Below are 14,938 nucleotides of genomic sequence, written 5' to 3' on the forward strand. Positions count from 1 at the left end.
AATCGAAAATCACTCGAACTGACAAAACCGAATAATTATGAATTCAATCGAAAAATTATTTCAGAAAAAAGATAAAAATTTATTGTCTATTTATTTTACTTGTGGATATCCAAATTTGAATGACACTACTAAAGTAATTACTGAATTAGAAAAAAGCGGCGTAGATTTTATTGAAGTTGGTTTACCTTATTCAGATCCTTTAGCAGATGGACCAACAATTCAGGATAGTAGTCAGAAAGCATTAGAAAACGGAATTAACTTAGATTTAATTTTTGATCAATTAATGGAAGTTAAAGGTTATAATAAAACGCCTTTAGTTTTAATGGGTTATTTAAATCAGATGTTAAAATATGGTGAAGATAAATTCTGCCAGAAAATAGTAGATTGTGGTATTGATACAGTTATTCTTCCAGATTTACCAATGATAGAGTTTGAAAATCATTATAAAGACTTGTTTGAAAAATACGGAATTACAAATGTATTTTTAATTACGCCTCATACGTCAGAAGAAAGAATTAGAAAGATAGATTCTTATTCTAAAGCTTTTATTTATGTAGTTGCTTCTGCTTCTATTACAGGAGCTAAAGGAGATATTTCTAATAATCAGGTTGCTTATTTCGAAAGAATAAAAAGCATGAATTTACAAAGTAATTTAATAATTGGTTTTGGTATTTCTGATAAACAAACGTTTACAACTGCGTGTAATTATGCTAACGGAACTATTATCGGTTCTGCTTTTATTAAAAACTTAGGTAATAATGGAATTGATAAAATTGATGATTTTATAAAACCAATAATCTCTTAAAAAAAAAAGCGAAACTTTTAAAGTTTCGCTTTTTTTTTATGGTTTTATTTTTTAATCGTCAATGCTAATTAATTTTACATCAAAAATTAATACAGAATATCCTGGTATTGTATAATTATACAGTTCTTCTCCGTAACCTAAATAATATGGTATTAATAATTTACCTTCACCACCTTCTTTAAAATAAGTAATTCCTTCTGTCCAGCCGGCAATTACTTGGTCTAAACCAAATGAAACTCCAGTAGAACGACTTTCATCAAAAACAGTTCCATTTAAAAAATAACCTTTATAGTCTACAGTAACGTTAGATGTACTTGTTGGTCTTTCTCCAGTACCTTCATCATCAATTACATAATACAAACCAGAAGCTGTTTTAGTAGCAATTAAATCATTATCATCGATATATTGTAAAATTGCTGCATCATTTTGAGCCTTATAATTTTCGTAAATTGCTGTAATTTTTATGTCAAAAATTAAAACGGCACCTCCAGGAATAGAACCAGAATAATTTCCAGATACTCCAAAAGCTAATTCATAAGGAATTATTAATTTGCCTTCTCCACCTTCTCTAAAAAGTTGAAAACCTTCTTTTAAACCTTCAATAACTTGATTTAGGTTTATTATTCCTGAATCATTTTGATCAAAAACAGTTCCGTCTAAAAAATAGCCAGTGTAAACAACATCAATAACCGAGTTTTCTGCTGGATAATTTCCTGTACCTTCATTGTTAATTATATAGTATAATCCTGAATCTGTTCTTGTAGCGTTTAAACTATTGTCGTTTATATATTGAATGATATCTTCTTCTGTTTCTGGATTAAAATTAGAATCATCATCATTTAAACAAGCGGTAAAAAGAATTAGGGAAAAAAATAAATATAAATAAGATTTCATTTTTAAGTTTTTATAAATTTAAGCGAATATACTTTGATTATTTTAAAAAACCTTTTCACAATTTAAATAAGTTGAAACTCCTCTTTTTTTAATTGTTTTTCGTTTTTATTTAAGCTGTTTTTAACTTATTTAAATTTACTAAAATTAATAGACTTACCTAAAAATACTTCTTAAATTTGAACTTTATTTTATATATGGTTAATAATCTAATTAGATACTTTAAAAGTATTCATTTTATTAAAGCATTTATTGTTGCTACAGCAATGGCAATTCCTGTTTTGATGTCAATTTATTTTTTTGATAGTTTTGATATAGGATTTAGTATTGCTTTAGGGGCTATTTTTTGTGCGCCATCTGATGTGCCAGGAAGTTTAAAACATAAGTTTTACGGTATTTTGGCTTCTATAATTTTAACTTTTGTAATAACACTTTTAATAGGTTATTTTAGTAGTTCTCTTCTTTTTATAATTCCTTTGTTAATTATTTTAGTGTTTTCAGTTTCTTATATTTCGGTATTTGGTTTTAGAGCTTCTTTAGTTTCTTTAGCAGGTTTAATATCGTTAGTTTTAGCTTTTGCACAACAAACAGCTGAGGTTTCTGTTTTTGAACATGCATTATTTATTGCTTTAGGTGGTTTTTGGTATTTATTTTTAACAATTTTAACTGAATTTATACTTCCAAAAGCGCAAGCTGATTTTCTATTTGTTGAATTACTTGAAAAAACATCAGAATTTATAAAAATACGAGGTAAATTATTAGTTGAAGTTAATGACAGAAGTGCTCTTTTAGAAGAGAATTTTAAACTTCAAATTTCAATTAATGAGCTTCAAGAAACCATAAGAGAAGTTATTTTAGATAAAAGATTAAGTGCCGGATTTAGCAATCGTACAAGGCGTCAACAATTAATTTTTTCTAAGATTATTGAAATATATGAATTAGCCATTTCAAATACTATTGATTATGAAAAGTTTGATGATTTATTTAAAGAACATCATGAGAAAATAGATGAGTTTAAAGTTTTAATTTTTGAAATTTCAGAAAGATTAAACCATATTTCAAGAGTTATTTTAAAAGAAGAAAAACTTACATTTCAAACTAATTTTAATGTATTACTTAAAAAAATACAAAATCATATTGAAATTTATAAAGTAAATGTAGGCTTGCCAGAATCTAGAGAAGGTGTTATTTTCTTATTAAATTTTAAAGCATATCAAGAAAAACAAATTCGGAATTTATTAGATATTGTTAGAGTAATAGATAACTATGCTAAAAATGATAAAATAAGGGCAATAAAAGACGCAGAACAATTTATTACACCGCAAGATTACGATATTAAAACTCTTAAAGAAAACTTTAGTTTAAAGTCGCCAATATTTAGGCATTCTCTAAGATTAACACTTACTATGTTAATTGGTTATTTAATTGGTTTTGCAATCGAAATGCAACAACCATATTGGATTCTTTTAACGATAGTTGTAATAATGAGACCTAGTTATGGCTTAACAAAAGATAGAATTAAAAATAGAGTATTAGGTACATTGGTTGGTGCTGCGGTTGGAATCGGAATTGTGTTTTTAACTAAAAATGCAATTATTTATGGTATAATAGCCACATTATCTTTAATAATTGGCTTTTCTTTAGTAAAACAAAACTATAGAAATGCCGCCGCATTTATTACGCTGTATGTTATTTCTATGTATGCGTTAATACATCCAAATATTTTAATGGTTATTGAGTTTAGAGTTTTTGATACATTAACTGGCTCATTATTGGCTTTCGTTGGTAATTACTTTTTTTGGCCCGTTTGGGAAGCTAAAAGTATTAAAGAATTTTTCACAAATTCGATTGAAGGGTTTTTAGAGTTTTTAAAAGAGATAAATATATTATACCATGAAAAAGGTGAGGTTTCTACAGCATATTTGTTGGTTAGAAAGGAAGCTTTTGTAAAGGTTGCAAATTTAAATGCTGCTTACCAAAGATTGGTTCAAGAACCAAAATCTAAACAAGAAAATATAGCAACAATTTATGAGTTAATTACAATTTGTAATACGTATTTGTCATCGCTTTCATCTTTAGGAATGTACATAAGAACCAATGAAACAGGTAAAGTTCCTAAAGAATTTGAAGTTTTTGTAAAACATATTTTATTTAATTTAGAAAAAGCAATAGACAAATTAAATAACAAAGAATCTACTATTTCTTTGGATAGTAAAGAGTTAGAAATTGCAAATAAAAATTATGAAGACTATTTTCAAGATTTATCAATTCAAAGAGATAAGGAAATTGAAAAGGGTTTGCCAATTTCAAAGGAAATGAGAATGAAATTGCACGAAACCCAATTAGTGTCAGAACAAATAAGATGGCTATTTAATTTATCAGAAAGTTTAGTGAAAACCGTGAAAAAAATTTAAGAGTTTTACTTCGTTTTAAATTTCTTAATACACTTTCTCTCCATTTACAAACGTTGAAACAGCTGTTGTTTTAATTATTTGATCACTATCAACAGTCATAATATCCTGACTTAAAATTACAAAATCTGCAAATTTACCAACTTCTATAGAACCTTTTTCTTCTTCTTCAAAATTAGAAAAAGCAGCCCAGATTGTCATTCCTTTTAAGGTTTCTTCTCTTGATAATGAGTTCTCCATTTGAAAACCATCTTCAGGAAAATTATTTGAATCTTTTCTATAAGTAGCGGAATAAAATGTTAAAAACGGATTTACTTGTTCAACTGGGAAATCTGTTCCTAAAGCGATTTTGCCATATTTATTTAATAAGTTTTTATACGCATAAGCTCCTTTCATTCTGTCTTTTCCAATTCTATCTTCTGCCCAATACATATCCGAAGTTGCATGTGTTGGTTGCACAGATGGTAAAATATTATCAAAACTTGAAAAATCTTTTGATGATATAATTTGAGCGTGTTCTATTCGCCAACGTCTATTTTCTTGATTTTTTAAAGCCTCTTTGTATGTTTTTAACATCCAAGTATTTGAAGAATCACCAATTGCGTGTGTGTTCATTTGAAATTCTGATGCAGCAATTTGTTTGGCTATTTCTTGATATCTTTCTGGCGCATAAATTAAGGCTCCAAAATGATTTTCTCTATCAGAATATGGTTTGCGCATTGCAGCGCCTCTAGAACCTAAAGCGCCATCACCATAAACTTTAAAAGAACGAACATTTAAACGATCTGTTTTTGTAATTCCTTTTTTGATATAGTAATCAATTTGTTCCTGTTTATCTCCAGAAACCATGGCATAAACACGTATTTTTAATTTGTTTTCTTTTTGTAATTCATCAATTAATTCTATTGTATTTCTATCTAAGCCTGCATCATCAACAGTGGTTAATCCGTAAGAAAAAGAAATTTTTTGAGCATCTAATAAACCTTGAATAGCTTCTTGTTTGGAAATTTCTGGAAATTTGATAAAATCCATTGCAGCATCAATAAGAATACCTGTCATTTTTCCATCCTTTAAAATAATTTCTCCGCCAGAAACTTTTGTGTCTGCTGTAATTTCTGATAAATCAATTGCAGCTTGATTTACCAATAATGCATGACCATCAACTCTACCAACAGCAACAGGAATTGTTGGAAATAATTGATCTAATTTTTCTTTTGTTGGAAACTCTTTTACGTCCCAATCATTTTGATCCCAACCACGACCAGTTATAAAAGTTGAATTTTTTTCTTTTTGAAAATCGACCAATTTTGCTAAAACTTCATCATAACTATTAGTTCCTGTTAAATCTACCTTTTGTTGCTGTAATCCTAATCTAAAAAAGTGACAATGCGCATCAATTAAACCAGGAACAATTGTTTGATTTTTTACATCAATAATAGAGTCTGATTTATATTTTTCTTGAATCTCTTTGGATGTGCCAACAGCAATAAATTTACCATCTTTAATTGCAAATGCTTCTGCGTGTTCAAATTTTTCGTTAACTAAATAAGTGTTAGAATTAATAACAATTAAGTCTGCTTTTTCTTTTTGACAGGAAACCATCAATAAAGAAAGTATAAAAAGTATAAATATGTTTTTCATGGAATTGATTTAAGAATTTATATAAATTAAATAAGATAAATACATCAATAAAAATTGAAGAGGAATCCTTATGATTGCTAGTTTCTTAGAGCCAATTGCTGGTTTTTCTTTCAATAAGTCCCAAATATGAATAGGGAGAAATAATGTCATCAGAATAAAAATACCTAATGCTCCATTTTTTATTGTTGGATTAAAAAATAGACTAATTCCCAAAATGAATTCGATGGCTCCAAAAACATAATTAACTGTTAGTTTTGGTAAAAAATCAGGAATAAATCCGTTAAAGAATTTTGGTTTTTTAAAATGCATAAATCCTGCGTAGCAGAAAAAAGCACCAAAAATAATTCTAAGAATTAGTAGTAAAAGTGTCATTAAATTAAGGTTTTACAGGCGTATTACTGTATAAATATTTATCCATTAAATAAATAATACTTGCCATTGAAGCACTTCCTAATTCAAGCTCACGTTTGTTTACTTTATCAAACGTGTCACTACTTGTATGATGATAATCAAAATAACGTTGAGAATCTGGTCTGTAACCTACCAAAGTTACATTTTCATCTTTTAAAGGTCCAATATCTGCGCCAGAACCACCTTTGTCTAAATCGTGTAAACCATAAGGTGACAACAGTTTTTTCCAACTTTGTAAAAGTTTTGTGTTTACTGTATTTGCATCAATAGAAAAACCTCTTGGCGTATGACCACCAGCATCAGATTCTAAACCACCAATGTGTTTTTCTTTGTTAAGTTTGGCTAATTCTGCATATTCTTTTGCGCCTCTTGTTCCGTTTTCTTCATTCATAAAAAAGACAACTCTCAACGTGTTTTTTGGTTTGATGTTATTCTTCTTAAACAAATATGCAACTTCTAAAGATTGTACAATTCCTGTTCCGTCATCATGCGCGCCTTCACCTAAATCCCAAGAATCTAAATGACCACCAACAACTACAATATTTTCTGGAGTTTCACTTCCTCTAATTTCACCAACAACATTAAAAGAAGGTGCATCTGGTAACGTTTCACAGCTTTGTTTAAAATAGAATTGTAAACTAGGGTTTTCTTTTAAATCAGCACTTAAAATATTTGCGCCTCTGCTACTAATTGCAGCAGTAGGAATGTATTTTTCAACAGGTAAATCTCCATACATCATAACTCCTGTGTGCGGAAAATCGTCAATAGCATTTGTCATAGAACGTACAATTACGCCTTTTGCGCCAAACTCGCCACAAACTTCAGCGCCTTGTACACGTTGATCTACACAACCTCCATAAGCTCTAAAAGTGTTAATTAAAGTATCATCGAAAGGACGATTGAAAAACACAATTTTTCCTTCCATTTTATTACCTAATGCTTTTGCTTCCTCTAAGCTTTTTACTTCAATTACTTCTGCTAAAACTCCAGATGCTGGTGTTGCCACAGAAAAACCTAATGCACAAATTGGCACATTTTTTTGCACGCCATTTGTTGTGTATGTTGCAATTTCTTTTTCGCCTCTAACCCAATGAGGAACCATAACTGGTTGTAACCAAACTGAATCTAAACCAACTTCTTTCATGATTTTTTCTCCCCAAATAACGCTTTTTGCAGCACCTTCTGAACCAGATAAACGTGGGCCAATATTCTGAGTTAAATCTCTAAGCCATTCATACGATTTCCCTTCAGTTAAAGCTGAATTGAAAAGGGTTTTTATGTTTGTAGAATCAATTTTTTCTTCGGATGAAAGCGCATCAGAATTTATTGTTTTTTCTATCTTTTGAGTGCAAGAAAACAAACAGATGACGCTGGCGAATAAGAGAATCAGTTTTTTCATTTTGTAGTTTATAATTAGATTTTATAAAACTACAAAAATGAAATGAGAAATATAAGTTGTTATTGCTGATTTAATAATTTTTGAACTTCTGATAAAATAGAATTATATTTTTTTCGATTTTTAGAATTCATTGCTGTAATTTCTGAAGTTATATCTGATAAGATTTCTTTAGCTTCTTCCTTTTTATTTCGTCGAATTAAAAATTTAGATAATTCTAATCTTTCTGGATAATTAGAATATCTTTTATCAACTTTTTTAAGCTGAATTTCTGCTTCATCTAATCTTCCAGTTTTTTCTAAAGCCAATCCGTAAAAATATAAAGAGTCTTTAAATTCTTTATTAATATCTATTTTGTTGGCGTATGCTATAACTTTATCAAAATTAGCGGTTTTAAAATAACAATGCAATAATTTATTAGTTGTATAAGGATCGTCTTTAAAATTACCTTCTAAAGCTTTTTCGTAATATAAAATGGCGTTTAGGTAATCTTTACTTTCATGATAAGCATTTGCTAAATTTACTTTGTTTTGAAATGTGTTAGAAAACTCAAGTTCTTTCTTTAAATCTTTAATTTTCTTCGTTGGATTTATTATTGTAGTAATTTCTTCTGTAATTGTTGATATATCTCGCTTGTTGATAACCTGCGTAAATAAATAGATTAAACAACCAATTAGAGGAAGTAAAAAGATAATTAAATACCAATAATAATTACTTCTGTTTTTATATGCATGATACATGCAAAAAACTTGTAAACCAATGGTTAAATAATATACTAACATTTTATAAAGATACTAAAGATGTTTTTTTAAAACAATTAAAAATCAAACTTATAAGTAACGCCTCCTAATGCTTGGAAACCTTGCACATCAAAGTTTGCAAAACGTTGATAGTTATTATTTAAAACATTATTTAATTTTAAGAAAACAGAAAACTTATCATTAAAATGATAACCACCATTTAAATTTACATCAACATAAGAAGATAAAGTTTGAAAACCACTTGTACTTGAAGGATAAGTTGCACTGTAAATAAGATCTTGACGTTCATTTATATAAAAAATATTGGAAGTAGCATACCATTTATTCGTTTTATATTTCGCTATAAAAGAGGTTTGAAATGTTGGTAAGTTCCATGCTTTTGCTTGATTTGTCATCGAAAAATCGTCAAACTGAATGTTGGTAGCAAAAGTCATTCTCTTAGTAAAATCGTATTCAATTTCTGCAAAAATCGAAGTCGTTTTTATATCATCATAAACCACATTATAAGAATTTCCATATTCATAGCCTTTTAAATCAACTCCATTTAAACTAGTATTAGTTCCGTCGGATTTTGAGTTGTTTCTTAAAAATAGAGGTTTATCATCTTCTGCTTTTAAACTTGCAGAAATATTAAAACTAATATCGTTATTAAAATTACCGTTTAAACCAATAAAAGCATTATATTTTTCTGATGTTTGTGTGATAAACAAAGTAGGAGATAAATAAGGGTTTTCTTCAGAAAACTCTTTGTAAGTGTTTGTTTTTAAATCACCAGAAACGCCACCATAAATATTTAAATACTCTTCAATTATTGGTTTTTGAATATGAAGATCTGGATAAACTAAAAAGTTATTTACGCTGTTTTCTGTGTCGAAAGAGCCAAATATTTTTGCGCCTATTTTTAAAGAAAAACCACTGAATGTAGTTTTGTATTCTGGATTTAATTTTACTGTAAAAATAGAATACTTTAGTTCATTTTCTGTTGTATAGTTTTTTTCAAACTTACCATTTAAAAGTTCTAATCCAGCTTTTATATCAAGATTATCTAGTTGATTATAAATCATATCTAAAGGCAGTTCTAGGTGTGTGTTAATATTTACTAATATTTCGTTGCTGTTAAAAGCATCAGAAAAATAACCAATAGAAATGCTACTTTTATCTAAGTAAGCGTCTAAAAAATCTACTTCACCAACAATATTAAAATAATTATAAGTCTGTTTTTCATTAATTAAATCAACTGTATTTTGTGTAAAATTACTGTTTGGTAATCCATACCAATTATATTGATTTCTTTCGGAGTTTAAACTCACTTTCCAGTCAAAATAACGTTCTTCTTTTTTGTAAAAAGCGCTCGCCAAAAAGTTTGAAAAATTACTGTCTAAAACTGTGTTATCAATATCAGCTAAAGAAGCAGCATATTTAGTATAAAAACCAAATTCGTTTTCAAAACGAGTGCTACTATTTATAGAAGCTTCTAAATAAGGAGATGTATAATTACCAAAACCAGCAGCAATATAATTATCATAAATACGTTCTTTTACGCCAACATCTACACCTTTTACAACACCTGTTTTAGGTATAAAAGTTGAAGCAACAGGAGCAGAGAAAATGTTATAATTTAACTTTTTCTTTTTGCTTTTGTCTAATAATTTTAAAGTCGGATTTTTTTTAATCTTAGTAGCATCTGCAATCTTAGGATTGTATTTGGTTTCTACTTCAACCACTTCTGTTTTTACTGTATCTATCTTTACGGTATTTTCTTTTTCTGTTGATTTTTTTTGTGCAGAAATAGTTAAAATGCCGAATAAAGATAAAAATATAAAAAAGCCTTTTTTCATTATGTTTTAATTTTTTGGGATGATTGAATTATTAGTTTTGGCTTCGTTTTCTTTTATTTTGGTAAGCTCAATTTGAGCTTCATCTACAATATCTTTATATTGAGAAAAGTTTTTAATTACATTTTCTAAGATAAAAGTTGCTTGGTAAGCGTCTTTTAAACTGTAATAATTTTTACCCATTATTACGTAACTTTTAACTCCCCAATATTTATAAGCAGAATAATCTGCAATTAATTCTTGAATAACTTTGTTAGATGCTTCATAGTTTTCTTGTTGATTTTTAAAGAACGAGTTGTAATAAAGTGTTTCTGCTTTTAACTCGCCAGTTGCATTTTTTTCAACCGAATTATAATATTCTTGTGCAGTATCAAAATCATCAATTTTAAAAGAAGAACGCGCAATAATAGTTTTAGCATCTTCTATTAAAGAATTTTTATCCTTATCAATAGAAAGTACTTTTTTTGCGTAAGAAATTGCTTTTTTATAAGCTTCGGTTTCATAATACCCTTTCATTAAATTACTTTGGGCAAATTGTACATTTTCAACAATATACGCTTCTTGTTCTAATCTTTCTAATAGCGGGAGAGCGTCTTCAAAATCTTCTTTTTCTAGATAAATTTGCGATAATTTTGCTAAAGTATCTTCACTATATTCAGATGTACCTGCCTTTAAAACCACTTTATAATTAGCAATTGCCTTGTCTAATTGATTGTCTTTAAATAAAATATCAGCTAAATAATAATTAGCTTTTAAATTATGAGCTCCTTTTGGATATTTTTCTAAGTATTTATTTAAAGTAACAATAATATCTTTGTTGTTTTTACCTTCAAAATATTTTCTTTCTGCAATTAAAAAAGTTGAGTTATCTAAATCATCATCAGAAACATTTATAAAATTTAATTTTTTAACCCAAGCAACATATTCATCTAAATTATCTTCATCTAAATAAATGTTTTTTGCGTTGTTTACCGCCTGAATTGCATCAGAAGTATTTGGAAATTTTTGCACAGTAAGTTTAAATTTTTCCAATGCTTTTTTATTCTGATTATCGCCGTAATATAACAAACCTTGTCTTACCAAAGCTTTTGATAAAAATGAACTTTTAGGATGATTTTGCAACAAACGTTCATACGCTTGATGTGCTTTTTCATTATTTTTAATTTTAATATACGTATTTGCCAATTGAAACAATGCGTCGTCTTTTAGAGAAGACGATTTAAAATTATTTACAACGCTTGTTAAAGCCTTAATTTTAGCTTCACTTTCATTTCTAAAACCATGACTCATTCCTATTTGATATTCTGCGTAATCTGCATCTGTACCTAAATTTCTTACCACAATTTGATAAGAATTTATAGCATCAGCATAATTTCTAGTAGCAAAATAACTATCACCTAAACGAACTAAAGCATCATCATTTATAGATTTATCAGCTATATCATCAGCTAAAAATTGTTTAAATGCATTAATAGCTTTATTGTATTCTTTTAACTTAAAATAACTGTAACCAATATTGTAATCAATCAAAGAAAATTCTTCATTATTAGATTTTATAAATCTTTTTGCTGATACAAATTTAGTAACAGCTTCCTCGTAATTTTTTAGTCTAAATAACGTTTCTGCTTCCCAGTAAAGTGCTTTTTGATAAATTTCTTCGTTTTTAGATTCTTTGCCTTTTGCAAAATAAGAAAGTGATTCTTTATATTTATTGTCATTAAATAACTGAATTCCTCTGTACAAAGAAACCTCAGTTGTTAAAGCGGTGTTTTCAACAGAGTTTTTCTTTTTTAAATAATCTAAAGCACCTTTATAATCTTGTTGATGTATAAACGACGAAACTACAAGTTCATTAATTTCATTATAGGAAGATGAATTTGGATATTTTTTTAAATAATCTTGTAAAACATCAGAAATATTTTGAAAAGGATTACCAGCTTCATAACTTAATTTTGCGTAATTTAAAGCAGCATCTTCTTGAATTTTAGGATTAAATGTCATTTCGCTAGCAGTTTTAAAAGCATTTAAAGCTTCCGTTTTTTTATCAATATTTAGATAACATTCTGCTAAATGATAATATGCATTTTGTGAAACAGCATTTTTCTCGTCAATAATTTTGTTAAAATAATTAATGGCATTTACATAGTCGTTTTGTACATAAAAAACATAACCTAATTGATAATAATCGGTGTTTGTCCATTTGCCTTTTTGACCTTTGTAAGCTTTTAAATAAGGAATTGCTTCTTGGTATCTACCAAGATTAAAATAGCTTTCTCCAACAATTTTAGAAATTTCAGAAGCTTCTTTTCGTTTAGAAGTTTTTAAAAGTTCTGTTCCTACAATAATACAACGTTCAAATTTTCCTGATTTAAAACTGATGTCTAATAAATAATAAGAAATTTCTGCTTTGTAAGATTTGTTATCGGCAATTTCTTTTAAAGTAGATTCAGCAAGTCCGTAATCTTCTAATTTATAAGAAATAAATCCATAATAATATCTAGCATCGTTGCCATATTTAGCATCATTTATTAAAGGAAGAAATTTGTTTTTTGCCAATTCTAGGTTATTTGTTACCAATAAACTGTAACCCATTTTAAAGTTTAATTCCTTCTGATTTTCTTTAGAAAGTAAATCTACATTCACTTTGGTATACCATTTTAATGCATACGAAGCTTTTTTATTCGCAAAATAATAGTTGGCAACATTAAAAAAAGCTTTGTTTTTTTTATTGCTTGTTGGGTTTTCATCAACAAAATCTAATACTTTTTGATCTGCATCTGTTTGATTTAATTTTACAGCGCACATGGCATCATAATAAGAAGCATCCGCCTTTAGGCTAGAACTTTTTACAGCGTTTACTTGTATTTTTTCAAATACTTTTTGCGCAGCAGCATAAGCTTTGTTATTGTACAATTCTAATGCATTATTAAAATCTGTAATAACATTTGCGTCTACAATAGTTTGTTGAGAATAAACAGTAAAAACTGCTAGAAAGCAGCATACCGATAAGAAATGTTTTTTTACAAAACGTAGTTTCATACAATTGTGTTTGTTGTTATCTAATAAACGAACATTTTTTAATTTTGTTTGATGTAAACGAAAAAAAAAGTTAAAAAATGTTTTACATCAAAAGTAAGAATTGTTCTAATTTATTGTGTTAAAATCAACAGAAACTTATAAGTTTGTACAAACAATTATTTTTATGGAAAAACCAGTTTTACATTTAGAAAATGCAGACATTTATCAAAGAGATAATTTGGTTTTATCTAAGGTGAATTTAACTATTAATAAAGGAGATTTCTATTATTTAATAGGTAAAACAGGAAGTGGAAAAAGTAGTTTAATGAAAACTTTTTATGGCGATTTACGCTTGCAGAGTGGTTCTGGAAAAATTGTAGACTTCGATTTAAAGAATTTAAAGGATAAAGAAATTCCATTTTTAAGAAGAAAAATAGGAATTGTTTTTCAAGATTTTAAATTATTAAGCGATAGAACGGTTTTTGGAAATTTAGAATTTGTTTTAAAAGCAACAGGTTGGAAAAACAAAGATGAAATTAAACAAAAGATAAACGAAGTTTTAGAGAAAGTAGGCATGCAATCTCAATATTATAAAAATACTTTTGAACTTTCTGGAGGAGAACAACAAAGAATTGCCATTGCAAGAGCGTTATTAAATGACCCAGAATTAATTTTGGCAGATGAACCAACAGGTAATTTAGATCCAAAAACATCGTTAGAAGTAATGCATCTTTTAAACGAGATTCATAAAAGTGGCAAAACAATTTTAATGGCTACTCACGATTATCAATTAATTGTTAAATTTAAACACAAAACATTAAAAATAGAAGGTGGCGAATTGTTCGAAGTTTCTAGACAATCTGATTCTGAATGATTTCAGTTTTAATACCTACATACAATTATAATGCATACAATTTAGTTGCAGAAATTCATAGACAATTTATAAAATCAAACATAAAATTTGAAATTATTTGTTTAGATGACGGCTCTTATTCGAAAGAAAATATTTTAAATGAGAAAATAAATACCTTATCTTATTCAAAATTTGAAATTTTACAAGATAATATTGGTAGAAGTGCAATTAGAAATTTATTAGCAAAAAAGGCAAATTTTAATTGGTTACTTTTTTTAGATGCGGATGTAATTCCTGTTAAAAGCGATTTTATAACAACTTATTTTAAACAGATTTCAAAAAAAAACAATGTTTTTTGCGGAGGAATTGCATATGAAAATCATACTAAAAATAAAAAATATTTACGCTATAAATATGGTAAAAAACACGAAGAAGTTGCTTTAGAAGAAAGGATAAAAGAACCTCTTAAATATTTTTTTACTGGAAATTTTTTTATAGCAAAAAAGGTTTTTGAGAAAGTTAAGTTCGAAGAAAAACTGTTGGAATATGGTAAAGAAGATTTATTGTTTTCCGTTAGTTTATTAGAAAAAAAACTTTCAATCAATCATATAAAGAATGAAGTATTTCATCTAGGTATAGATGATAATAAAATCTTTATAGCTAAAACAAAAAAAGCAATGGATAATCTTGTTTTTTTAGGGAAAGAAGGTTTTTTAGAAAATGAAAAACAAAGATTATTAGCATTTGTAGATTTATTAACACGATTAAAATTAAATTATCTTTTGATAAAACTGTATCCTTTTTTCGAAAGGAAAGCAGAGAAATTGTCTTCTGTACGATATTTGAACCTATTAAAAGTAAGTTATATCTGTTTTTTAAAAAGGAAAGAAAATCCTCAAAAATAAATAAAAAATAA

11 protein-coding genes are annotated in these 14,938 nt (G+C 27.6%); 4 read left to right on the top strand and 7 right to left on the bottom strand.

Annotated elements, in window-relative coordinates; all coding sequences use genetic code 11:
* Nucleotides 1-37: 37 nt before the first annotated feature.
* Complete coding sequence (gene trpA / locus BLT70_RS03000) at nt 38-805, top strand: tryptophan synthase subunit alpha (protein WP_091891368.1); 768 nt, start codon at nt 38-40, stop codon at nt 803-805.
* A gap of 51 nt (nt 806-856) precedes the next feature.
* On the opposite strand, the gene BLT70_RS17375 is transcribed toward trpA, so the two are convergent.
* Nucleotides 857-1,699 carry an FKBP-type peptidyl-prolyl cis-trans isomerase gene (locus BLT70_RS17375; RefSeq protein WP_231962805.1) on the bottom strand — a complete coding sequence of 281 codons (843 nt, stop codon included), beginning with the start codon at nt 1,697-1,699 and terminating at the stop codon, nt 857-859.
* 194 nt (nt 1,700-1,893) lie between these two features.
* Here BLT70_RS17375 and BLT70_RS03010 point away from each other — a divergent pair, with 194 nt between their 5' ends.
* A complete protein-coding gene (locus BLT70_RS03010; RefSeq protein ID WP_091891371.1) occupies nt 1,894-4,110 on the top strand; it encodes an FUSC family membrane protein in 2,217 nt (738 codons plus the stop codon).
* A gap of 24 nt (nt 4,111-4,134) precedes the next feature.
* On the opposite strand, the gene BLT70_RS03015 is transcribed toward BLT70_RS03010, so the two are convergent.
* Genes BLT70_RS03015 through BLT70_RS03040 form a run of 6 tightly spaced genes read right to left on the bottom strand, consistent with a single transcriptional unit; the run spans nt 4,135 to nt 13,190 of the window.
* Nucleotides 4,135-5,748, bottom strand: coding sequence for an amidohydrolase (locus BLT70_RS03015; RefSeq protein ID WP_091891374.1), 1,614 nt, complete (start codon nt 5,746-5,748; stop codon nt 4,135-4,137).
* 9 nt (nt 5,749-5,757) lie between these two features.
* Entirely contained in the window at nt 5,758-6,120 is a 363-nt protein-coding gene (locus tag BLT70_RS03020; protein WP_091891376.1) for a MauE/DoxX family redox-associated membrane protein, read from the bottom strand.
* Nucleotides 6,121-6,124: 4 nt separating this feature from the next.
* Complete coding sequence (locus tag BLT70_RS03025) at nt 6,125-7,558, bottom strand: M20/M25/M40 family metallo-hydrolase (protein WP_091891379.1); 1,434 nt, start codon at nt 7,556-7,558, stop codon at nt 6,125-6,127.
* A 59-nt stretch (nt 7,559-7,617) separates the two neighbouring features.
* Nucleotides 7,618-8,337: a CDC27 family protein gene (locus tag BLT70_RS03030; RefSeq protein WP_091891381.1), complete on the bottom strand. Its 720-nt coding sequence runs from the start codon at nt 8,335-8,337 to the stop codon at nt 7,618-7,620.
* Nucleotides 8,338-8,372: 35 nt separating this feature from the next.
* Nucleotides 8,373-10,154, bottom strand: a complete 1,782-nt coding sequence (locus BLT70_RS03035; RefSeq protein WP_091891384.1) for a TonB-dependent receptor — start codon at nt 10,152-10,154, stop codon at nt 8,373-8,375.
* A gap of 6 nt (nt 10,155-10,160) precedes the next feature.
* Complete coding sequence (locus BLT70_RS03040) at nt 10,161-13,190, bottom strand: tetratricopeptide repeat protein (RefSeq protein ID WP_091891387.1); 3,030 nt, start codon at nt 13,188-13,190, stop codon at nt 10,161-10,163.
* 163 nt (nt 13,191-13,353) lie between these two features.
* Here BLT70_RS03040 and BLT70_RS03045 point away from each other — a divergent pair, with 163 nt between their 5' ends.
* Together BLT70_RS03045 and BLT70_RS03050 are read left to right on the top strand one after the other, a co-directional pair.
* The gene (locus BLT70_RS03045; protein ID WP_091897359.1) at nt 13,354-14,043 is read left to right on the top strand and encodes a cell division ATP-binding protein FtsE; all 690 of its coding nucleotides are present in this window, start codon (nt 13,354-13,356) and stop codon (nt 14,041-14,043) included.
* Nucleotides 14,040-14,927 carry a glycosyltransferase family A protein gene (locus BLT70_RS03050; RefSeq protein WP_091891390.1) on the top strand — a complete coding sequence of 296 codons (888 nt, stop codon included), beginning with the start codon at nt 14,040-14,042 and terminating at the stop codon, nt 14,925-14,927. Before BLT70_RS03045 ends, BLT70_RS03050 begins: the two co-directional genes overlap by 4 nt.
* Nucleotides 14,928-14,938 lie beyond the last annotated feature (11 nt).

The organism is Polaribacter sp. KT25b, from assembly GCF_900105145.1.
Classification (GTDB): Bacteria; Bacteroidota; Bacteroidia; order Flavobacteriales; family Flavobacteriaceae; genus Polaribacter.